Source organism: Nostoc foliaceum FACHB-393, from assembly GCF_014698505.1.
GTDB lineage: Bacteria > Cyanobacteriota > Cyanobacteriia > Cyanobacteriales > Nostocaceae > Nostoc > Nostoc foliaceum_A.
In genome coordinates this window covers 11,057-33,820 of sequence record NZ_JACJTD010000067.1, presented here as the reverse complement: position 1 = coordinate 33,820, position 22,764 = coordinate 11,057, and the positions used below count along the sequence as shown (strand labels likewise).

The window sequence follows — 22,764 nt, the reverse complement described above, 5'->3', positions numbered from 1 at the left end:
TCGGCAGTAGGGGTTCAAGGATTTCCCACTCTTCGTCTGTTAGGCTGCTAGAGTACGGCATGACTGCTGGATACGGCTTTTGCGGTAACTGTACTTCAAGATAGTAAAAGATGTCAAATGGATTCTATAGAAGCAATCGACCTTGACTTTATGGCTGAGGATCTACCTAAAATATTAGTTTCAATGAAAATGGGAGCTAATCGCATTCGTGAAATAGTTCTATCCTTGCGGAATTTTTCTCGGCTTGACGAAGCGGATATGAAGCCTGTCAACATTCATGAAGGTATTGATAGCACACTACTAATTTTACAAAATCGCTTCAAACAAACGTCTGGAAATGCCGGAATTGAAATAATCAAAGAATATGGTGATATTCCCTTAGTAGAGTGCTATGCCGGACAACTCAATCAGGTGTTTATGAATCTGATCAGTAATGCTATTGATGCTCTGGATAGTTATAACAGTAAGCGAACTCTTGAGGACATAGAAGCTAACCCCAGCCAGATTGTAATTCGTACTCAGTTACGCAACTCGGATCGTATAACTGTACAAATTGCAGATAATGGCCCTGGTATGACCGAAGTAGTTAAGCAACGATTATTTGACCCTTTCTTTACTACAAAAGCCGCAGGTAAAGGTACTGGATTAGGACTAGCAATTAGCGCTCAGATTGTCGCAGAAAAACACAACGGATCTATTTGGTGTATTTCAGAACCAGGACAGGGGGCAGAGTTTTGGGTAGAGATTCCGATTAATCAAAGTTCTAAACTAGCTACTGCAAGTACTGCGACTCTATCTAGAATTTGATGCTATTCTGGACAAATGAAAAATGACATGACTAGTGATAGCGAACGCGCTGATTTTGATAGCCCTTGGAAAGAAATTATAGAAGCTTATTTTCCCCAAGCAATGGATTTCTTTTTTCCCGAAACTTCTGCATTAATTGATTGGGAACGTCCATACCAATTTTTAGATAAAGAATTTCAGCAAATAGCTCGTGAAGCCGAACAGGGTAAAAGATATGCTGATCAATTAGTCAAAGTTTGGCAAACCCAAGGGGAAGAACTTTGGTTATTAATCCATGTTGAAATTCAGGCACAAAAAGAAGATAATTTTAGCAAGCGGATGTTTACCTACAACTTTCGCATATTTGACCGCTTTGATCGACCAGCGATTAGCCTTGCAATTCTCTGCGATTCAAACCGCGAATGGCGACCAAGCAATTATAGTTACAATTATCCTAATACTCGCTTAATTTTTGAATTTGGCAGTATTAAACTTTTAGATTATGAAAATCGCTTTCACGAGTTAGAAAATAGCGATAATCCATTTGCAACTGTCGTCATGGCGCATTTGAAAACGCAGCAGACGCGCTCATCACCCGAACAACGCAAAATCTGGAAATTTAGCTTAATTCGCAGACTATATGATTTGGGGTTAGGAGAACAGGATATTCGTAATCTTTATCGATTTATCGATTGGGTTATGATATTACCAAAGGCATTGGAAAATCAGTTTTGGGAAGAGTTTAAACAATTTGAGCAGGAGCGAACTATGAGATATGTAACTACAGGTGAGCGCATCGGCTACGAGCGCGGAAAAGAAGAAGGTAAACAAGAAGGTAAAAAAGAAGGTGAACAACAGCTTATTTTAAGGTTGCTACAAAGACGAGTGGGAGAATTATCACCAGAATTGCAAGAACGCATCCAAACTCTTTCTTTAAATCAATTAGAAACCCTTGGCGAAGCTTTGTTAGATTTTACTGCTATGGAAGATTTATTTAACTGGTTGCAAATAAATCAATCAGCTTAAAATCTATTCCATTTTTATGAAAATTATAAAAAACACCTCTACTCCCTTACCGGATACAGTATTTTTTTTAACTTAGTTCAATGAGTAACAAAAAGGGCAGGTACAAAACCCGCCCTTAAAGTAATCAATATTTCAACTAAACTAGCGATCGCAACTTAATTAGCGATTTTCGGTGCACTCAAAGAAACCTTTAGTGTTTCGTCTTTTTGCTGTGCTAATGTGGGCACTGAATCACGCAACCTTGCTGTCAATTGTACAGTTGTAGCGTCATACATTTGAGTTAGCAACTTCGGATAGAAACCAATACCAATAATTGGCACTAACAAACAGGCAATGATAAATACTTCGCGGGGTTCAGCATCTATCAAAGCTTGGTGAGAAACTAATTCCTTGTTCTCTTCTCCGTAGAAAATTTCTCGCAACATCGACAGCAGATAAATCGGAGTTAAAATTACTCCCACTGCCATCAAGAACACCACAATGACTTTGAAGGTAGAGCTATAAGCATCGCTAGTAGCAAAGCCGACAAACACCATTAATTCTGCCACGAAACCGCTCATCCCCGGCAATGCCAAAGAAGCCATCGAACAAGTAGTGAACATGGCGAAAATTTTCGGCATTCTCTTACCGACACCGCCCATTTCATCCAACATTAGGGTGTGTGTGCGATCGTAAGTTGCGCCAACCAGGAAGAACAAACTCGCCCCAATTAACCCGTGGGAAACCATTTGCAACACTGCCCCACTCAATCCCAAATCGGTGAAGGAGGCTATACCAATCATCACAAAGCCCATGTGAGAAATTGAGGAGTAGGCAATTTTTCGCTTGAGGTTTCGCTGGGCAAAGGATGTTAAGGCAGCGTAGATGATATTAACTACCCCCAAAACCACCAACACTGGTGCAAAAAAAGCGTGGGCATCGGGTAGCATTTGAGCATTCATCCGAATTAAGGCGTAACCGCCCATTTTCAGGAGAATACCTGCTAATAACATGTGTACGGGGGCTGTAGCTTCACCGTGGGCATCAGGTAGCCAAGTGTGCAAGGGAATAATCGGCAACTTGACGGCGTAAGCAATCAGGAAGCCAGCATAGAGGGCAAGTTGGAAATTCAGGGCGAAGTCTTTTAAGGCGAGCGATCGCATGTCGAACGTCACCGTATCGCCGTAAAATCCCATTGTCAGGGCAGACAGCAAAATAAACAGCGAACCGCCAGCGGTGTATAAAATGAATTTGGTTGCTGCATATTGCCGCCTTTTGCCTCCCCAAATCGACAGCAGAAAGTATATTGGCACCAGTTCCAGTTCCCACACCAGGAAAAATAACAGCATATCCTGGACAGCGAACACGGCAATCTGACCGCCATACATCGCCAAAATCAAGAAGTAAAATAGCTTGGGCTTGAAGGTAATAGGCCAAGCTGCTAAAATCGCCAGCGTGGTAATGAATCCAGTCAAAATGATTAGGGGCATGGATAAGCCATCTGCCCCTACTGACCAATTCAAACCCAATTGTGGTACCCAGGGGTAACTTTCCACCAACTGCAAATCTGGATTGGAAAAATCATACCCAGTATAAAAAGCGTAAACAATTAGTGCAAAATCTATTAGCCCTACGATGAGGGAGTACCAGCGCACTGTTTTGCCTTCTTTGTCAGGGATGATGGGAAGAAGTAGCGACGCGGCTATCGGAAACAGAATAATCGTCGTCAGCCACGGAAAATTAGCTATATTCATCACAATTCGTCTGCTATCAAAATCATGTTTGGCAAAAAGTCACTAGTTATTAAGTAACAGCTTTTTGGGGATTTCGTCTTCCTCGTTAGGTTGATTTAATTAAATTGGCAATCCCCCGTTTCTGCTGTTGGGAGTCTCTTTTGACCTTTGGGCGTGCGGAATGTGGGTTGTGATACTCCCAGTCAAGTCAACAATTTACCCTAAAAAAGCCGGTAAAATTATAGTTTAGTGGTGCGATGTCTACGACAAGCCGCTTTGCGTCTACGTGTAGTCCAACTCTAAAAATACAAAATGCTGTTTGGTGGTTGAAAAAAGTAATTTGGTGCAAAAAAGCATAGCAGTAGAACTAACCATAATGATAATCGCACAAATTGAAAGTCAGATTCGTTATGTCACCAACATAAATGGAGAAACAACAGATGTACTCGTCCCTATAGAACTTTGGCAACAGCTTATAAGTTCTATAAATTCTGATAACGTCAGTGGTTTAGCTTGGATTGATGAACAAGAGCCAAAAGCACAAATCTTAGCCGATCTCCAAGAGTCTGTGCAACAAGCAGCAGTAGGACAAACCTTTCCAGTTTCAGAGCTTTGGGACTACAATAAGCGATTTGATTGAGTTTTTTTTAGTAAAATAGACAGGGAAAGTTGATAAAGGAAATTCGATTATGTCATCTCCAGCGATCGCTACTGTAATTAAGATGATGGAATCTTTATCTGAAGATGTGCAAGAAAGAGTTGCAGAACATCTCCGAGAGTACCTAGAAGATTTGCAAGATGAATTGAAATGGAATAAATCATTTAAGAAAACTCAACAACAACTGATTGCATCTGCCCAATCTGCTAAAAGAGAGATTGCAGAAGGACTTGCAAAACCAATGAACTATAAAAATTTGTGAAGTCTGCAACTCTTCCTTCGTTTTGGGATAAATATCAGTCCCTTGACAAGCAAGTTAGACAGAGTGCGAGAAAAGCTTATCAGTTATGGAGAGAAAATCTTTTTCATCCGTCTTTGCATTTCAAATGTATAAATAAAGAGGAGAATATTTGGTCTGTCAGAATAACTCGCAATTATCGAGCAATTGGGGTTTTGGAGGGTGATACAGTTACATGGTTCTGGATAGGTAGCCATGACGATTATGAAAGCTTTTTTTCATAACACGATCACTATTTGATTTACCAATTATAATAAAATTCCATATTTTGAATAACCCATCGCTAAAGCAGAAACACAAATAAGAACACTAAGCTGCATATTTAAGAATCTCCAATTCTGCTCCATTATTAATAGCTGACTCAGCTTTTCCTAAAACCTGTTCCGTAACTGCATCACTTAAATAATATTCACCGCAGTTATCACAAATTTCTGCTGGAACTTTTTTTAAGACAATAATACATTCATCTCTTTCTAATGTCACAGTTACTAAACCTGGCTTAGTTTCTCCATGCTTACAAATTACGCATTTCATCATCTTTGTCTCCTAGTTGTAAAACCATCTAACCAAATATTAGTATCAGGGATATAAGCTGTTACTACATATCCTGTATCTGTAGCTTCATCGTAGGAAAATACAACATGAATCGGCTTACCTTCTATAAAATCCAATATTAGATAACTGGGGTAGGGTGTATCATCAGGATTTTCTTCTATCACTTCTCCATAAGAAATCGCAGTTTTTACATCTTTTTGACTGATGCGACGATAAAACATTTGTTGGATAGCATGACGGGAGAAAACTAGATTTTGACAATCCATTAATTATTTTTTTAAAATTGCAATTAGTGATAAATTTATTATTTTGCTAAATCTTGGGCTTATATGAATTTGTAAGGTGGGTTACGCTATCGCTAACCCACCATAAGTATTGATAATTAATAGTGGATTACGGCGCAAAAAGATTATTCTATATATTTTTTTCTTCTGTTCTATCGGATTATGGGAAGTTATAAAGTCCGCAACCTATTTTTTGGGATGAATCTTAATAAGACTAACTTCATTATTTATTCAAGAAATAATGTAGGGGCGGACATTTGCCCACCCCGATTAAAATCAGGTAACACCAAAGACAATCACTAAGCCCAAAACCGCCCCAAACACAATCAAGGCATAGAATTGAGCGCGACCGTTTTCTAGGTACTTCAGACCTTCACCACTGACAAGGGTGAAAAAGCCTGTGAGGTTAACAGCACCATCGACAACGCGGAAGTCAACTTCCATAACTTGTCTAGCTAGGCGACGCAAGCCGAGGACAAAAACCCGATGGTAAATGTCATCAAAGTACCACTTGTTAAGAGATAACTCGTAAAGTGGTTTGATTTGAGCAGCGATCGCAGCCGGGTCAATTTTACGGCGCAAATACATCAGCGAAGCCAGGGTAATCGCAATCAAAGAAATTCCGACTGAGGCACCCGCCATGATGTAAAATTCCGTCGGATTGAACTCGGAAGCTTTTTCTATAACTTCGGAAAGGGTTTCGCTAGGAGGAAAGATAAACTCTTCAAAATAATTGGCGTAGGGAGTTCCCACCAAACCAATCAAAATCGAAGGCACAGCCAACAGTGCCAACGGCAGCGTCATCGTCCACGGCGATTCGTGGGGGGAGTCGCTGTGATGCCCGTGGGAGTCATGGGAATCATGCTGCTCACTAGTTGCCGCCAATTCTCCTTTTTTCATTGCCCCAGGCCCAAAATTCGGGACTGGTTCTTCTGACTCTAATTCCAGGACAATTGTCGCCGCAGCCTTCTTGAGTTTTTGTTTGATTTTCTCGTCATTCCCCCGGAATTTGCCTTCAAATGTCATGAAATACATTCTAAACATATAGAAAGCCGTAATCCCGGCAGTTAGCCAGCCAATCAACCAGAGAAATGGGTTAGCTTCAAAAGCCTTCCCAAGAATTTCATCTTTTGACCAGAAACCAGCAAAGGGTGGAATACCAGAAATTGCCAAGCAACCAATCAAAAAGGTAGTCCCCGTGATCGGCATATACTTCCGCAGTCCGCCCATCAAGCGCATATCCTGCGCTAAGGCTGGGTCGTGACCAACGACACCTTCCATGCCGTGAATTACTGAACCTGAACCCAAGAACAGCATCGCCTTGAAATAGGCGTGGGTCATCAGGTGGAATAGTCCAGCACTGTAGGAACCTATTCCCATTGCCATCACCATGTAACCAAGTTGGGAAATGGTGGAGTAAGCCAAGCCCTTTTTGATGTCGTTTTGGGTAATGGCAATAGTTGCCCCCAAAAACGCCGTAAACGCTCCAGTAAAGGCAATGACATTCATTGCTGCTGGAACGCCTTCAAATACTGGGTACATCCGGGCAATGAGAAAAACACCCGCCGCCACCATTGTTGCCGCGTGAATCAAAGCAGAAATGGGGGTGGGGCCTTCCATCGCATCTGGTAGCCAGACATGGAGGGGGAATTGGGCTGATTTTGCCACTGGCCCTAAGAAAACTAAAATCGCAAACAGGACAGCGAGAAAATTGCTGATAGTACCTGATTGGACAAGTTCGGCGAGGCGATCGCCCATGATATTAAAATCAAAGCTTCCTGTTGCCCAGAACAGCCCCAAAATGCCGAGTAATAGACCAAAGTCGCCCACGCGGTTGGTCACAAACGCTTTTTGAGCGGCATCTGCTGCTGACTTGCGATCGTACCAAAAACCGACCAGCAAGTAGGAACACATCCCGACCAGTTCCCAGAATATATAAATCTGTACTAGGTTGGGGCTGACCACCAGACCTAACATTGAAGAGCCAAACAAACTGAGATAGGCGTAAAACCGCACGTAACCGGGATCGTGAGCCATGTAGCCATCGGTATAAACCATGACTAACAAGGCTACCGTTGTTACAATCACCAGCATTAGGGCTGTCAGGTGGTCAATAGTGTAGCCCATGCTCAGGTGAAAATTACCTGCTGCCGCCCACTCCAAGGTGCGGATATAAGGCGCGTGTCCTTGAATTTGACTCCATAGCAAGGCAAACGACAGCCCCATAGCTGCTCCCATTAGGGAGATAATAACTACAGCGTTCAACTGCCGGAGGCGGTTTGTCACCTGATTCAACGAGATTAACCCTAGACCGACCAGCATTGCCCCAAAAAGAGGTAACACCGGAATCAGCCAGGCATACTGATAGATTACTTCCATCACTGACGCCTACTTTTAGAATTCTTGACTAGCGTGTCGAAACTGTTAATAATTGTGACACACACCCTTTAGGATAAAATAACCCACCCAAGGCTGATTGGGTGGGGTGTTAAGCATGGTTTTAGATTTGCCGAGAATAGCTATGAGTGCTGAGTGCCCAGTCGTGAGTTTAATTATTACTCACGACTGGGCAATCTCTTCAGGCTGACCGACACTCTAAGTCCACTGTTTTTGAACTATTGTAAATTTTCGGGCACTTGCTGTAGCTAGCTTTAATGTCTTCTAAAGCTAGACGTAAATCTTCTCTGCCGCGAAAGCCTTCTAAGCGATGCCGAACAGTGCCATTTTCAATCAATAGTAAAGTTGGCAGTGACTTTAGCCTATAAGTAGTAGACAATTTAAAATTTTGATCGGCGTTAACCCCAACTAGTTTAATTTCTTCCCCACATTGGGCTTGAAATTGCAATAACAGTGGGTGGATAACCCGACACAAGCCACACCAAGGTGCTTCAAAATTAACTAAGACAGGAATAGGAGATTCTAAAACTTCTTGAGTAAATGTCCGCTCACTAACCGACAACACCATGACGCCTCTTGGATTATAAGGTTTTTATATCAAACTACCTATCAGCACTGAAGTGAAGGATTGGCAAATCAGTAACTGCCGATAGATGCTTTCAGGAACCAAATCTCAGGACACAAAATAATTAGACAAAAATTGAGCGCGTTGATGTGTCTCTGACAAAAAAGCCAGCGCGGCTTTCACGGTGGCTTTTTTGGATGTTAGACTCCTGATTGCCGTCGCCACCTTGGATTTTGACTGAATCTGCCATTTATTCCCAAGGAAAGGCAACTGACCAACAACTACCAATTTAAAATCTTAACTTGACTCAGAGCACCCCCACTGATAGATGTTTGAACTTATCCTACATTGATTTGGGGCAATTGATAAGCTGAAATCCTCATCTGTTTTGCATTTTCTGCTGACACTGGGGATCACCTAAATTTCCCATTTTATCTTACTAGTTGCTTCCAGCAACAGAGGGTGCGACCACCAAAGCAAAGCTATAAAAATGGCAACTCCCAAATAGGAAGGACGGAGAAATTCCTGCCATTTGATAGATTGACGCCCATCAATAATTGCTTTAAAGGGAATAATTGAAGTCCGTTGTTTGGCAATTTCAAAGGCTTCCCCATAGCGATGCAAGAGACGGCGATCCCCGTGCCAAACCCCAAACAAGTGATGCAACACTAATCCAATGGAAGTCACAAGGGTAAAGGTAGTACCCAGCCACAGAGTATGGGCAACACACCAAATTATTTGTCCTACCATCTGGGGATGACGGGTAATCCGAATAATTCCTGTTTCGTAGAGATGAACTTGGGGCTTTTGAATGGCAGCAATTTCTAGTAGATTGAAGGTAGCAGGATATAAAAACAAAAACGAGATTGCTGACAGCAGCCAAACAAATTCTCGTACTCCTAGCACCCCTTGTACCTGCCAAAGTTGCAAACCATCATAGCGGTGCCTAAAAAAGTAAATAATTAATATCACAGCCAACGGTAGGCTGACTAATGCAAAGAGAATGCGATAAAGCCTTGGGCCAATATATTTTTCTGCCCAAGGGCGCAAAGCAGCTCCTCCACTGTGAGCGATCGCAAAAACTATTTGTAACCCCAGTATGACAAAATGACTGGGTGTCAACCAAGAAATCGGCAGCATATAGACGGGTGAAGTAATTTAAAGAAAATTGAATTCAGTACAACCAATACCACAAAGTATTCCAAAGGAGACTTTAGTCAAGATGTTGTGCTACTGTCCTTTTCGAGTCAAGCCTTCAAGTTTAATATGCAACAAATCATGCGCGGCTGATTGCTGCCAAACTTTATTTGTTGTGTGCATCCGCTCCTTTCAAAGTTTGTGGGTTGAGCCTTATGTCTGACCTTCCTTTCACTTTAGATCAGTTACGTATTTTAAAAGCGATCGCACAAGAAGGAAGCTTCAAGCGTGCCGCTGATAGTCTTTACGTCTCCCAACCTGCCGTCAGCTTGCAAGTGCAAAATCTTGAACGGCAGCTAGATGTCCCCCTATTCGACCGTGGAGGACGACGCGCCCAATTAACCGAAGCAGGGCATCTACTCCTAAGTTACGGTGAAAAAATCCTCAGCCTGTGTCAGGAAACCTGCCGCGCGATTGAGGATTTGCAAAATCTCCAAGGCGGTACTTTGATTGTCGGTGCTTCTCAAACCACCGGCACTTATCTTTTGCCCAGAATGATCGGTATGTTCCGACAAAAATATCCAGATGTGGCAGTGCAATTACACGTCCACTCTACCCGACGGACTGCTTGGAGTGTGGCTAACGGACAAGTTGATCTGGCAATTATCGGCGGTGAAATTCCCGGTGAACTATCAGAATCCTTGGAAGTTCTTTCTTACGCGGAAGACGAACTAGCGCTGATTTTACCTGTCTTTCATCCCTTTACCAAACTTGAAAAAATCCAAAAAGAAGACTTATACAAATTACAATTCATTGCCCTAGATTCCCAATCAACTATCCGCAAAGTAATTGACCAAGTACTAGCACGCTGTGAAATTGATACCAGACGTTTTAAGGTTGAGATGGAATTGAATTCCATTGAAGCAATTAAAAATGCTGTGCAATCTGGTTTGGGAGCTGCCTTTGTTTCAACTAGTGCGATCGCTAAAGAGTTACAAATGGGTGTTCTGCATCGTACCCCTATTGAAGGCGTTGTCGTCAAACGGACACTGTGGCTGATTTTTAATCCTAATCGCTATAGATCCAAGGCCGCAGAAGCTTTTAGTCGGGAAATTCTGCCCCAGTTTGCTAATCCTGGATGGAGTCAAGATGTGTTAACATTGGCACAAAAAAGCATAGTGGTAACTACATTGGATATAGCGACATCCACCTCTTCTGGCGAAGACTAAAATTTGCTCATTAGTCCTAGCCTTAGGGTGTCTATGTCGTTTTTTGTAAATGACCAATGACCATTCGTAATGACGCTCTCTACGAGACGCTAAAAGCATAGCTTGCAACTCTTACAGAGTAAGCGGACTCGCGATCGCTGCACTAACGTAATTCGTAATTATTATCTCATAGCTTTTCGCGTAGCTTGTCGTAGGCAAGCTAAGGATTTGATATCAGTAAAAAAGTTTCCTGTTCTTGATAAAGAAATTTAGTTTCTATGTAAGCTGAATGAATTATGAATTACGAATTACGTAGCTTGCTTCTCGTCTTATCTACGAGACGCTACGCAAATGGCGAGTATTATCAATTACGAATTATTTTGACTAATGACTAATCACGAAAATGGAAGTTTATTGTACTCGTCCACGTTGTCCACGCCCACAAAACTATTTTGCCGATTTAGATGATATTACGACGCTGAAAACAACGCAGCAAAAGTACTGTACGACCTGTGGTATGCCATTGCTGCTAGATGGTCGATATGTCCCCATGAAGTTGCTGGGAAGAGGGGGATTTGGAGCAGCCTTTTTGGCACGCGATCGCCGAATACCAGGAATGCGTCAATGCGTAGTGAAGCAGTTTCAACCATCGGGAAATTTAACCTTAAATCAACTGCAACAAGCACAGTTGATGTTTGAGAGAGAGGCAGAAGTTTTAGCACAGCTGGGTAACGATCACGAGCAAATACCTGACTTATTTGCCTTCTTTCCAGTGATAGTAAATAGCTTGCAACCAGGACAGCAAGACCAGTTTTTTTACTTAGTCCAAGAATACATTGATGGGCAAAACTTAGAAGAAGAATTAGTTCAACAAGGCAAATTTTCTGAACAGCAAGTGTTGGAGGTGCTGCAAGAAATCCTGAAGGTGCTAAAGTTTGTCCATCATAGAGGAATTATCCACAGAGATATTAAACCCTCTAACATCATGCGCCGTCGTGATGGTAGACTTTTTTTACTAGATTTTGGTGCAGTTAAGCAAGTAACAAATGCTGCACTTGGTTCTGCTGCTTCTTCCACAGGAATTTATTCTATGGGATTTGCACCGCCTGAGCAGATGGCTGGGGGTCAAGTATTCCCATCTACAGACTTATACGCCTTAGCTGTAACTCTTATTACTTTATTGACAAATCAGGAAGCAGTTCAACTATTTGATGCTTATAGCAATCAGTGGAAATGGCGAACCCAAGTGACTGTCAGCCCCCGCCTTGCTGATATATTAGACAAAATGTTGCTACCTGCTGCTAATCAGCGTTTCCAGTCAGCCCAGGAGGTTTTAGATGCACTTAACTTACAGGCGGTTCAAGCCCCTACACAACTTAATTCGCCCTCTGTAACACTTCCGCCACAAACGGCAAAAGGTGCTAATCCCGTTGTTCCCCGCCGTCCGCCAACTCAACCAGCGTTTTCTACAGTGGAATTATTGGGTGGGGCGGCATTTAGTGGATTTGAAGGAGCATTGATAGCGATCGCTCTCTTCAGTCTCGTAAAAGAACCAATAGTTACTTTAAGTGTTGCATGTGTGATTTTAGGAATACTTATATTTGCCCAAACTAGGCGATGGATTGAAAAGTTCGATTTATTAATTATTCCGGCAATTACTTTTGCGATTATTTTTTTTCTTCCCTTTTTACAGGGGGGTCTTGGTATTCAGGCAGTAGTAATTTTATCAATTGCAGCAGCTTTAGTAGCTATTTCACTGACAGCTATATTTAGACTTATTTATAAATTATTATCTCTGATACTTTAAAATTTTTTTTTATTCAAATTTGTTCATGTCACAAAAGAATGAAACCACAATTTTAGCTTTGGCCCTTCTGCTGACAGTTGGCATAGTTGGCGGTGGAGTTTGGTGGTTTACTAATGGCTCTGGGATCAAAATTGGTAATAACATCATTCCAGGGTCGGAACTAGGCAGCAATCCATCCCTACAAGACCGGATTAGTTTTGGGGAAAAAACTTTGACTCCAGGTGCAGTTTCTCCTGCAAAAAAAGAGGGCGTAGAGGCGATCGCTGCTAAAAGTTACGACAAAGCGATCGCTAATTTCACTACTGCCCTAAAACTCAACCGTAATGATCCAGAAGCGCTGATCTTTCTGAACAATGCCCGCATCGCCTCTTCCAAGAGCTACACCATTGTGGCTTCTGTACCATTCGGCACTGACCCCAATGTTTCTTTATAAATTTTGCGTGGCATCGCCCAAGCCCAAAATGAAATTAATACCTCTGGAGGAATCAAGGGAGTACCCTTGAGGGTGGGAATAGCCAACGACGACGACAATCCAGAAATAGCGAAGCAAATCGCTTCTAACCTAGTCAGTAATTCAGAAGTATTAGGTGTAGTTGGGCCTAATACTAGCGATTCCACCTTAGCAGCAGGTACTATTTATACTTCTGGACAACTTGTAGCAATTTCCCCTACCAGTACATCTGTAAAAATTTCTAACTTTAGCCGCTACGTTTTTCGCACGGTTCCTAGTGATTTTATGGCTGCTAGAACTTTAGCCAACTACATGGTGAAAACCTTGCAGAAAAAAAATGCAGCGGTTTTCTTTAATTCTCAGAGTAACTATAGCCAGTCTTTAAAGTCAGAGTTTGTTTCATCTGTTTCCCTAGAGGGTGGACAAGTATCCAGCGAATTTGATTTGTCCCAGGTGGGTTTTAGTGCCGCTAAAAGTGTAGAACAAGCAACTAAACAAGGTGCAGAAGTGTTGATGTTAGCTGCTAACACTGAAACTTTGGACAAAGCACTGCAAGTAGTTCAGATAAACCAGAAACGGTTAACTCTACTGGCGGGAGATGATGTTTACACTGTCAAAACTTTAGAAATTGGCAGAGAACAAGCTACAGGGATGGTAGTGGCAGTTCCCTGGCATATTGATAGCGATCCCAAGTCAGATTTTCCTCAGAAATCACGGCAGTTATGGGGCGGTGATGTAAGTTGGCGAAGCGCCCTCAGCTATGATGCCACTGTAGCTCTGATTGCGGCATTAGGACGTAACCCCACACGAGCGGGAGTTCAACAAGCACTCTTCTCCTCTGACTTTTCTGCCAGTGGTGCTTCTGGTACAATTCGGTTTTTAGCATCAGGCGATCGCAATGCACCAGTCCAACTTGTAAAAATCGTTCCTGGTTCTCGCTCCCGCACCGGCTATGACTTTGAACTAGTGCGATAATCAGCAATAAAAAATTTAAAATTAACCAATCGTTAACCTGGAAAAACCCTCAAGATGAGAAATTGAGCTTTATTGGGAAAATTTTAGGTCAAATAGCAACTTATTTATCCTTAACAACACTCAAGCCTTGAGATAAAAGACGAATAATCCAGGAAAAATTTATTATACTTTGGCTTCTAAACTAGTCAGAAGTGAGGATTTGTCAGTATTCGTTAATAAAACACCCGTCCTCCAAATACAATCTCAAGTAGCAAGCACTTATCAAGTCAAGCACTTATATTGAATGGACGCGCGGGTAATTATACTATGTCCCAAAAAAATGAAACAACTATTCTTGTATTATCCATCCTAATCACGGTTGGGCTAATAGCTGGCGGTTTTTGGTGGTTTACTAGAAAATCTGGTGTTGACCTAAATACAATTAATTCTGGTAGCACCAAAACACCCCAAACCGCACTAGAACAACCTAGTGGCAATACTTTCACTTTAGTAAAGGATGTTCCTACAGGATTATTCAATTATGGTGGCAGTACATCTTGGGCACCGATTCGACTAGTAGTTGATTCAGCAATTCAAGCGGCGCGACCAGAACTTCGGCTGCGTTATGTAGAACCCAGCAGTGCATCTCCTGGTTCTGGTACTGGTATCCAGTCGCTAATAGACGGTCAACTAGCCTTTGCCCAGTCCTCCCGACCAGTTTTAGATCAGGAATTAAGCCGTGCCCAGCAGCGTGGGTTCAGTTTGAAACAAATTCCTGTGGCAATTGATGGTTTGGCAGTCGCAGTTAACCCTAACCTCAATATCTCAGGACTCACGGTAGACCAGTTAAAGTCAATTTACACAGGCAAAATCAATAATTGGAGCCAGGTGGGTGGCCCCAATATTCTAATTAAGCCCTATTCTCGCCGCATAGCTGATGGCGGTACAGTCGAACTTTTTGTTCAAGACATCTTGGGTGGTCAAGCTTTCAGTTCCAATGTGGAATTTATCTCCACAACCACCCAAGCCTTGCAAAAATTGGCTGGTAGTCCTGGTAGCATCTACTACGCTTCTGCCCCAGAGGTGATTCCTCAATGCTCAATCAAACCCTTGCCGTTGGGGCGCACACAAGGGCAATATATTGCTCCCTACCAAGAACCATCTGTCCTCCCGTCCGAATGTCCTGGTAAACGAAACAAATTGAACATTGAGGCTTTCCAATCAGGAAAATACCCGATTACGCGCAATCTGTTTGTGGTGGTCAAACAGAATGGTCAGACTGAGCAGCAAGCAGGTGTCGCTTACGCCAACTTACTGCTAACTGAGCAGGGACAGGAACTGATTACCCAAGCTGGGTTTGTCAAAATTCGCTGACACCTGCGATTACACTCAGGCAGAGTGGCGGAAATCGCCGCTCTGAACCGTGCTTTAACCAGCTCTATTAATCGACTCTGCTGGCAAGCAAATCAGATTATCCCCTTGGGTGAGGATTAAGCCGCGTTGACGCAGCTTACCCATCAAGCGGGTGACGGTGACACGGGTCGAACCAATCGCGCTCCCAATTTGGGCATGGGTGAGGGGAAAAGGCAGACAATAGCCGCGAATCACATCAGGATCAGTGTCGCTCATTGCTGGCTCTCCATATTCCTCAATTAACAATGTGAGAAATCCTAAGAGTCGGTCAATTGTGCGGCGTTGTCCCAAGGCACTCAGCCACAGTAGCTTACGCTGGTGCTGATACCTAAAGGCATCCATTACTTCGCGACGAAAGTGAGGCCAGTTGTCTAAGTCATGCCAGTACATCCACAGCACCGCAGTTTGGTCAACATGGGCGTAAGCCTGGAGTGTGAATGGTGACTGAGCAACAATTTCAAATGGCTGTCCCGCTCCTACAAAACCCAAGAACGCTTCTTCTGGGGTTCTGTTAATTCGTCGAGACGTTAGCTGGCTGGCAGTCGCGCTAACTTGGGCGGTTCCTACCATACGGATCGCACCCCTTTGCACCAAATATAGCAATCCAGGCCGGGCTGGAATGCGCTCATCTTTGCTAAAGGTACGGCAGCGGTAGTGTTCTTGAGCCCAGTCAAGAATGCGTTGCCAAGTCAAAAAAGGCCGTGATGCCTCAGAAAAGGAGGATGGAGATTGCATAGGTAACAAAGAGCGTTCGGCTGAAGACAAAGACGTCATAAAAAGGTGCAAGGAGTGTCTTTGTGTTGGCGAGGCAGGCTTAACGCCTAACAGCGCCAGCCAATCCAAAGAATAGAAAGCAAATTACTCTCTACTCTTTTGTTATACTTCCTACTGTACAATGATGGTAGTAAAGTTTACTTACTATTCATCGATTATTCATCAAATTTTATCCTCTTCTCATTTTTCTTCATCTAAATTAAATTTATATCGCAAGATAGATGACAGAAAATCAACAATTATATTTTACATGATTATTTCAATGAAATTACGTGCATTATAAATTACTAGTTAGCAAATATACGTCAATTAAACAGCTATTAAATAGCCACTTAATAAAGATACTAAGCACTAATACTTATATTGTAGAAAAAGTACACATAAAAGTTGGAAAAAATCATCTATATAAAGATAGAGATGAAAGTAGCATTTTATATATCTCAAGTGTGGCGTTGCAGCTGTCAAAATCTCAGAATCGAAAAACTATGGAGCTTGCCAGTGCGATCGCCTCTGATTTATCGAGGACTTGTGGCGACGTTTTTAGCATCCAAATTGTTCCCCCTGGCTGCATACATTTTGAATTGACTCACTTGAAGTTAGCGACTTGGTTACAAAGTCTTGCAGTGGGGAGTCTAGGGGGAGAGAGAGAGCAGGGGGAAGATGAGGAGACAATTAATGCCCCATACCCAATGTCCAATTCATTATTTGCTGTTCAGTACGCCCATGCACGTTGCTGTTCGCTAGTGCTGCTGGCTCACCGAGAAGGATTGATTAAACTTAGAGAACCAGTTCCAAATACTAGTCCAGATTTTTGGAGTGTTATCTCTCCTAACCCTTTACCTTGGCTCAATTGTGACGGAAGACTGCGGCTAAATCACCCAGATGAGCGTCATCTAATTGCGGAGTTAGTACAAGTGGTAGACAACATAGAGTGTCCTGATATTAGCGGTTCTGTGAAATGGGAAAAAGTAGCGCTGAGTTTGAGCCAAGCTTTTGAAAACTTCTGGTCTAATTGCCGGATTTGGGGTGAGGTGAAAATTAGCTCACCAGAGCTAGCCCAAGCTAGACTCGGATTGCTTATGGCTACTCAGTCAGTATTAAGATTTGTCCTAGAGGAAAACTTGGGTATTGTTGCGCCTTTAGAGTTATAAATCGGTAATGTCGCTTAGGTATAAAATAAAAACTTTTATAATAGCTATTGACTCAATGCATCACCTCGGCTACATTAGCAGGTGTGTGAGGAGCGAACCAGCTAGGGCACCGAGACGAAACACGGCCAGTCGTCGGTGTCCTTTCTGATTTATATGGTTTAGGTTTGAAAAAGTGCCCTCATTACAGCAAAAACTTTGCAATTGCTACTGCTGCTCCGTCTTCCTCTACGCTAGGAGCTACCCACTGAGCGATCGCTTGCACTCCTGCTGGTGCGTTGCCCATAGCTACACCGAGTCCAACATACTCCAGCATTTCCAAATCATTGAAGTTATCGCCAATAGCCATAACATTAACTAACTGTAATCCCAGCAATTCTTCGGCTAGGTAACGTACAGCAGTTCCCTTATTCACAGAAGCGTTAGTTGCTTCAAAGAAGGTAGCAACAGATGTTGTGAGATAAAGTTCAGCTGGTGTGTATTGGCGACGCAAATTGCCTAATAGCTGGTCGATCACATCTGTGTCATCACATAAAGCAAGAATTTTTGTCGGTTCATTCGTTAAGGCTTGGCGCAAATCACCTACAGGAATCGGGGTAATCCCAGAACGTTCTGCATAAATTTTGGTTTCTCTAGTTAACTCACGGACGTATAGCTGATCATTGATGTAGAAGTGGACAGATAGGAGCGATCGCAACTCAGGCTGTTCAAAATAGTCGAGTAGCTGGTGGGCGATTTCCCTGGAAACAGCCCAATGGCGATGAACTTTTTGGGTGATCGGATCTTGAATCCAGGCTCCCTGATAGGCCATTAATGGCAAGGTAGAGCCGATTTCTTGGTGAAAGCGCAAGGCTGAACGATACATTCGACCTGTAGCGATCGCCACTTGAATTCCTCGTGCTTGGGCCGCAATAATAGCTTGCTTTACACCTGCGCTAATGGTATTCGAGTGTCCAGCGATCGTGCCATCTATATCCAAAACTAATAGTTTAATGTCTTTTGCAGCAGCCTGATTATCAGTAGATACCAAATGTGTAGCAGATGCTTTCTGCATAATTTCCTAGATTTTAAGTTCCAGTAAGAGGTTAACAGGCTCTAGCTACCAGTGGGGAGTAGTAGAAAAAATTGGGTTCTCTAGTCAACCTAATTTCCTTAACATGAGGATGCTGAATCACACAATTTTAGATTGCTATAGTATTTTTTGAATATTGTTCCAAATTCTGGCTAATAATCGCAACAAAAAACCCCGATTCTCGAAAAAATCGGGGTTTTTAATTTAAATTAGAGAGCCTGACCGATAGATAGCATGGGAAAAACCCACCTATTCAAGAAAATCTATGAATTTGACACCTTGAGCCAGCTTTTTTTGCGTTGTGACAACAGACAAAGCCCAGCGATTAAAGCAACTCCAAGTGTGGCAGAGGGTTCAGGTACTGATTTCACATCATCGTAGTTATAGGTTACTTTAATACCTGCTTTGGCATAAGTATCAATATAGGATCTCATGTTGCCCGATCCTGTAACTACTGAGTTTGCTATAGCTGAGAACAAGAAGTCTATGTTGCCATTACCAATGAAAGACTGCAAAAGTTGGGTATTAGTGAAAGACTGGGTAGCAGATTGTGTGGCGGTTAAGTTAGAAACAGTCTTTCCAGAGGTGCCACTATAATCAGTGATACCGTCATATTTAGCAACTTGGTAACTGTAAGAATATTGAGGATTCAGCGCCAATAGAGACTGATTATTTAGTTCTAAGCTAAATTCGCTGGCAAGGTTTACTGTCGCCTGAGTCGGGGTTTGACTCCTATTTTCAAAACCTGCATTTCCGAGTATGTCTCCAGTAAATTCTATTGTTACACCTTGGAGCGTGCCTAGAGATGAATTAAATTGTTGGACGCTCAGAGGTGCATCAATAATATCTGTGAATTCGTAATTAGTGGAACTAGTGTACGAGAGAGAAGCTGCATTAGCCGCTCCAGATGTTGCAACAATTCCTGCCAAAGTTGTAGCAGCAGCTAGAGTGTTCAATAGTTTTGTTGTCATGATGGAAGATGCTTTTCTAAAACGAATCATTACAGGATTACTAAGTTATTTCTAACTCTGAAACTTTGCTTGTAGGATTGATAATTTCACGTAAATTTATGTAAAGTTTTTATGTCCAAGTTCCTTCGGAAAATATACTTTTTGATTGGTACATATAAAGTTTTGTTAAGGCAAAGAGGCTTTGATAGTGGTAATTTTATGTCGAAATATTAAGCTAGTTTTTGTTTGTTTCTGAGAAGTAAGCTAGGTCAACCTAATTAAACATAAAACGCTCAGGATATAGATCCCAGACTTCTGGTGAAAAATCGGGAATCTGGTTACTATCTGGTTACTATGTTGATACTCACGTACTTAATTAGGGTGGTATCCCTGCTAAAAGTTGTTTCTACTGGGCTTCCGTACTAAAGCTGCCAATGCGTAGACATCACTTTGTCGAAAATTATATGCAGGAGCAATGGGTACGCAAAAACTGCGCTATTCTCGCCAAAGCAAGCTGAACGAGCATCGGAAATTGCTAACTATGTGACAAAGCTTCTGGCTAAAATAGGGCTATGTCTGAAACTTTGACTTCTGTAACCGCAACACGCCCTACGTTCATCCTTGTAGATGGGCACTCCCTGGCTTATCGTTCATACTTTGCTTTCGCCAAAGGGCGAGATGGAGGACTGCGTACTAAAGCAGGGATTCCTACCAGTATATGTTTTGGTTTTGTGAAGTGCCTGCTGGAGGTAATGGCAACACAACAGCCCCAAGCAATGGCGATCGCTTTTGATTTGGGTGAGGCCACTTTTCGCCATGAAGCTGACGATACTTATAAAGCTGATCGCAAAGAAACGCCAGAAGACTTCATTCCCGACTTAGCAAATTTGCATGAGTTGCTCAATGGCTTCAATCTCCCAATTTTCACTGCCCCTGGTTACGAGGCAGATGATGTTTTGGGAACCTTAGCACAACGAGTAACTGCTGCTGGGTATAGGGTGAAGATTCTCACTGGCGATCGCGATTTATTTCAACTGATCGACTCTGACAAAGAAATCACTGTTCTGAATTTTAGCCCAGATGCTCTAAAGCGCTCTACAAATAGCATTACGGAATTTGAAGCAGAACAAGTCAAAGAAAAAATGGGGGTTTTACCTTCACAAATTGTTGATTTCAAAGCTCTTTGTGGTGATAAATCAGATAATATTCCTGGGGTGAAGGGAATTGGGGAAAAGACAGCAGTGCAGCTGCTAAATACCTATGGTTCCCTTAACGATGTTTATGCTGCGTTAGATGAAATTAAAGGCGCAACTCAGAAAAAACTGGCAACGGGTAAAGAAGATGCTGAGAAGTCTCGCTATTTGGCAACTATAGTTTTAGATGTTCCTATAGAATTTGATTTAGAAGATTGCAAATTAAAAGGTTTTGATACAAGCGTTTTATCACCAATTTTAGAAAAATTAGAATTCAAGTCTTTTTTAGGTAAGATCAACGACCTCCAGCAACGTTTTGGTGGCAAAGTTGAAGACAAACAAGAAGCCAAAATAGACGCAAGTAATTCCAACTCTATTAACTCAGAATTCAGCGCTGAAGAAGATAATGATTTGTGGTTTTTCAGTGCTAGTGATACAGCCGCAGTTCCACAACAATCTACTTCCCCAATTACACCACGCATCATTAACACTGAAGCCAAATTAACTGAGTTAGTGAAACTTTTGCAAAAATTCACCAACCCAGAAACACCCGTTGCTTGGGACACTGAAACTACAGCTTTAGAACCAAGAGACGCTGAGTTAGTAGGAATTGGTTGCTGTTGGGGAACGGAACCAGATGAAGTAGCCTATATTCCTATGGGGCATAAAACTGGGGAAAATTTGCATAAAGATTTGGTGCTAGAAGCATTACGCCCAATTCTCGAAAGTGCTGATTATCCCAAAGCTTTACAGAATGCTAAATTTGACCGCTTAGTTTTAAAGTGTCAAGGAATTAATTTGGCAGGAGTAGTGTTTGATCCCATGCTGGCAAGTTACATTCTAAATCCAGATTCAAGTCATAATTTGATGGATTTGGCACAGCGATATTTGGGATTGATAGCAAAAAGTTACTTAGATTTAGTTCCTAAAGGCAAAACCATCGCTGATATAGATATTCCCGCCGTAGCAGATTACTGCGGTATGGATGCTTATTCTACTTTTGGCTTAGTCCCAAAATTGCGTGAGGAACTGGATCAAATTCCAACTTTATCTAAGCTATTAGTGGAAGTGGAACAGCCACTAGAAGCAGTTTTAGCCCAAATGGAATATACGGGTGTCCGCATTAATTCAGCTTATTTACAAGAACTTTCGCAGCATTTAGAAACGGAGTTAGCTAGGTTAAAAGAGCAAGCAACTGAAATAGCTGGGGAAAATTTCAACTTAGGTTCTCCTAAACAATTGAGCCAAATTTTATTTGAAAAATTGGGGTTAAGCACCAAACATTCTCGTAAAATTCAAACGGGTTTCTCTACAGACGCAGCAACACTGGAAAAACTCCAAGAAGATGATAAAACTGGTTTTGTTGAAGCGATCATTGAGTATCGCACCTTATCTAAATTAAAGTCTACTTATGTTGATGCATTACCTGCATTAGTGCGTCCAGATACCCAACGAGTGCATACTGATTTTAATCAAGCAGCGACATCAACTGGTAGGTTATCTTCTTCTAATCCGAATTTGCAAAATATCCCCATTCGCACAGCTTTTAGTCGCCAAATTCGTAAGGCATTTTTGCCAGAAACTGGCTGGTTAATGGTGGCTGCTGATTACTCACAAATTGAATTGCGGATATTGGCTCATTTGAGTCAAGAGCCAATATTAGTGCAAGCATATCAGCAAAATGAAGATGTTCACACTGTTACGGCGCGGTTAGTGTTTGAAAAAGAAAATATAACCTCCGAAGAACGAGGGATGGCAAAAACTATCAATTTTGGCGTGATTTATGGAATGGGTTCTCTAAGGTTTTCGCGCTCAACTGGGATAGATAAGACCATTGCCAACGAGTTCATTAAGCGTTTTAATGAACGATATCCGAAAGTATTTGCATATTTGGAACGAGTGAAAAAAGAAGCGATCGCTCTTGGTTATGTAGAAACTATTTTCGGTCGTCGTCGTTACTTTGACTTTACTAATAACAGTTTACGTAAATTAAAAGGCAGTAACCCAGAAGATATTGATCTGAGTAAATTGAAAAATTTGGGTGCTTACGATGCAGGTTTACTACGCTCTGCTGCTAATGCACCAATTCAAGGTTCCAATGCTGATATTATCAAAATTGCAATGGTGAGATTGCATGAGGTTTTGAAGAACTATCAGGCGCGTTTGTTGTTGCAAGTTCACGATGAATTAGTTTTTGAAATTCCCCCTCATGAATGGGAAGAATTACAACCGCAAATTAAGTCGGTGATGGAAAACGCAGCTCAGTTGAGTGTGCCGTTATTGGTGGATGCGCGTGTCGGTGATAATTGGATGGAGACGAAGTAATTTGAACTATGACAAGACTTTTAGGTAGAAAAGTGTCAATCAGTTTAGTTG

The 22,764-nt window shown here is 42.1% G+C and carries 20 protein-coding genes and 1 pseudogene; 11 read left to right on the top strand and 10 right to left on the bottom strand.

All coding sequences use genetic code 11. The annotated features are described in order from the left end of the window. Window positions 1-117 precede the first annotated feature (117 nt). Together H6G92_RS32030 and H6G92_RS32025 are read left to right on the top strand one after the other, a co-directional pair. Window positions 118-807 carry a sensor histidine kinase gene (locus tag H6G92_RS32030; RefSeq protein ID WP_190900007.1) on the top strand — a complete coding sequence of 230 codons (690 nt, stop codon included), beginning with the start codon at window positions 118-120 and terminating at the stop codon, window positions 805-807. 27 nt (window positions 808-834) lie between these two features. Beyond that, window positions 835-1,812 (top strand): DUF4351 domain-containing protein, encoded by a 978-nt coding sequence (locus H6G92_RS32025; protein ID WP_190900006.1) that lies wholly within the window; start codon window positions 835-837, stop codon window positions 1,810-1,812. Window positions 1,813-1,967: 155 nt separating this feature from the next. On the opposite strand, the gene H6G92_RS32020 is transcribed toward H6G92_RS32025, so the two are convergent. Beyond that, window positions 1,968-3,545: an NAD(P)H-quinone oxidoreductase subunit 4 gene (locus tag H6G92_RS32020; protein WP_190900005.1), complete on the bottom strand. Its 1,578-nt coding sequence runs from the start codon at window positions 3,543-3,545 to the stop codon at window positions 1,968-1,970. Window positions 3,546-3,900: 355 nt separating this feature from the next. Between H6G92_RS32020 and H6G92_RS32015 the strand changes: the two genes are divergently transcribed. From H6G92_RS32015 to H6G92_RS41405, 3 genes are read left to right on the top strand one after another with little or no spacing between them, the layout of a single operon-like run. Then, window positions 3,901-4,164 (top strand): hypothetical protein, encoded by a 264-nt coding sequence (locus tag H6G92_RS32015; protein WP_190900004.1) that lies wholly within the window; start codon window positions 3,901-3,903, stop codon window positions 4,162-4,164. Between the two features lie 49 nt (window positions 4,165-4,213). Beyond that, on the top strand, window positions 4,214-4,444 hold the full coding sequence (locus tag H6G92_RS32010; protein ID WP_190900003.1) for a hypothetical protein: 231 nt from the start codon (window positions 4,214-4,216) through the stop codon (window positions 4,442-4,444). Next, on the top strand, window positions 4,441-4,704 hold the full coding sequence (locus tag H6G92_RS41405; protein WP_313890022.1) for a ParE family toxin-like protein: 264 nt from the start codon (window positions 4,441-4,443) through the stop codon (window positions 4,702-4,704). The genes H6G92_RS32010 and H6G92_RS41405 overlap by 4 nt, the downstream gene beginning before the upstream one ends. 85 nt (window positions 4,705-4,789) lie before the next feature. On the opposite strand, the gene H6G92_RS32005 is transcribed toward H6G92_RS41405, so the two are convergent. The 6 genes from H6G92_RS32005 to H6G92_RS31985 form a co-directional block, all read right to left on the bottom strand. Continuing rightward, window positions 4,790-5,017, bottom strand: coding sequence for a type II toxin-antitoxin system MqsA family antitoxin (locus H6G92_RS32005; RefSeq protein ID WP_242059391.1), 228 nt, complete (start codon window positions 5,015-5,017; stop codon window positions 4,790-4,792). After that, window positions 5,014-5,301 (bottom strand): DUF4258 domain-containing protein, encoded by a 288-nt coding sequence (locus H6G92_RS32000; protein ID WP_190900002.1) that lies wholly within the window; start codon window positions 5,299-5,301, stop codon window positions 5,014-5,016. The genes H6G92_RS32005 and H6G92_RS32000 overlap by 4 nt, the downstream gene beginning before the upstream one ends. A gap of 294 nt (window positions 5,302-5,595) precedes the next feature. Next, window positions 5,596-7,698, bottom strand: a complete 2,103-nt coding sequence (locus tag H6G92_RS31995) for an NAD(P)H-quinone oxidoreductase subunit 5 (protein ID WP_190900001.1) — start codon at window positions 7,696-7,698, stop codon at window positions 5,596-5,598. A gap of 199 nt (window positions 7,699-7,897) precedes the next feature. Continuing rightward, window positions 7,898-8,284 carry a thioredoxin family protein gene (locus H6G92_RS31990; RefSeq protein ID WP_190900000.1) on the bottom strand — a complete coding sequence of 129 codons (387 nt, stop codon included), beginning with the start codon at window positions 8,282-8,284 and terminating at the stop codon, window positions 7,898-7,900. Window positions 8,285-8,405: 121 nt separating this feature from the next. Continuing rightward, window positions 8,406-8,531, bottom strand: a complete 126-nt coding sequence (locus tag H6G92_RS40555; protein WP_277926806.1) for a hypothetical protein — start codon at window positions 8,529-8,531, stop codon at window positions 8,406-8,408. Between the two features lie 167 nt (window positions 8,532-8,698). Beyond that, the gene (locus tag H6G92_RS31985) at window positions 8,699-9,421 is read right to left on the bottom strand and encodes an NnrU family protein (RefSeq protein ID WP_190899993.1); all 723 of its coding nucleotides are present in this window, start codon (window positions 9,419-9,421) and stop codon (window positions 8,699-8,701) included. Between the two features lie 212 nt (window positions 9,422-9,633). On the opposite strand from H6G92_RS31985, the gene H6G92_RS31980 reads away from it, so the two are divergent. The 4 genes and pseudogenes from H6G92_RS31980 (at window position 9,634) to H6G92_RS31965 (ending at window position 15,212) form a co-directional block, all read left to right on the top strand. Further along, window positions 9,634-10,647, top strand: coding sequence for a LysR family transcriptional regulator (locus tag H6G92_RS31980; RefSeq protein WP_190899990.1), 1,014 nt, complete (start codon window positions 9,634-9,636; stop codon window positions 10,645-10,647). A gap of 382 nt (window positions 10,648-11,029) precedes the next feature. After that, window positions 11,030-12,433, top strand: a complete 1,404-nt coding sequence (locus H6G92_RS31975) for a serine/threonine-protein kinase (RefSeq protein ID WP_190899988.1) — start codon at window positions 11,030-11,032, stop codon at window positions 12,431-12,433. Between the two features lie 25 nt (window positions 12,434-12,458). Beyond that, window positions 12,459-13,859, top strand: a pseudogene (locus H6G92_RS31970) (ABC transporter substrate-binding protein). A gap of 306 nt (window positions 13,860-14,165) precedes the next feature. Next, complete coding sequence (locus tag H6G92_RS31965; RefSeq protein WP_190899987.1) at window positions 14,166-15,212, top strand: PstS family phosphate ABC transporter substrate-binding protein; 1,047 nt, start codon at window positions 14,166-14,168, stop codon at window positions 15,210-15,212. A gap of 54 nt (window positions 15,213-15,266) precedes the next feature. On the opposite strand, the gene H6G92_RS31960 is transcribed toward H6G92_RS31965, so the two are convergent. Further along, a complete protein-coding gene (locus tag H6G92_RS31960; RefSeq protein WP_190899985.1) occupies window positions 15,267-16,025 on the bottom strand; it encodes a Crp/Fnr family transcriptional regulator in 759 nt (252 codons plus the stop codon). A 485-nt stretch (window positions 16,026-16,510) separates the two neighbouring features. Here H6G92_RS31960 and H6G92_RS31955 point away from each other — a divergent pair, with 485 nt between their 5' ends. After that, on the top strand, window positions 16,511-17,176 hold the full coding sequence (locus tag H6G92_RS31955) for a DALR anticodon-binding domain-containing protein (protein WP_313890019.1): 666 nt from the start codon (window positions 16,511-16,513) through the stop codon (window positions 17,174-17,176). 181 nt (window positions 17,177-17,357) lie between these two features. On the opposite strand, the gene H6G92_RS31950 is transcribed toward H6G92_RS31955, so the two are convergent. Continuing rightward, on the bottom strand, window positions 17,358-18,227 hold the full coding sequence (locus tag H6G92_RS31950) for a Cof-type HAD-IIB family hydrolase (protein WP_190899983.1): 870 nt from the start codon (window positions 18,225-18,227) through the stop codon (window positions 17,358-17,360). A 281-nt stretch (window positions 18,228-18,508) separates the two neighbouring features. Continuing rightward, the gene (locus H6G92_RS31945; RefSeq protein WP_190899981.1) at window positions 18,509-19,216 is read right to left on the bottom strand and encodes a choice-of-anchor E domain-containing protein; all 708 of its coding nucleotides are present in this window, start codon (window positions 19,214-19,216) and stop codon (window positions 18,509-18,511) included. 551 nt (window positions 19,217-19,767) lie between these two features. Here H6G92_RS31945 and polA point away from each other — a divergent pair. Further along, complete coding sequence (polA, locus tag H6G92_RS31940; protein ID WP_190899979.1) at window positions 19,768-22,713, top strand: DNA polymerase I; 2,946 nt, start codon at window positions 19,768-19,770, stop codon at window positions 22,711-22,713. Window positions 22,714-22,764 lie beyond the last annotated feature (51 nt).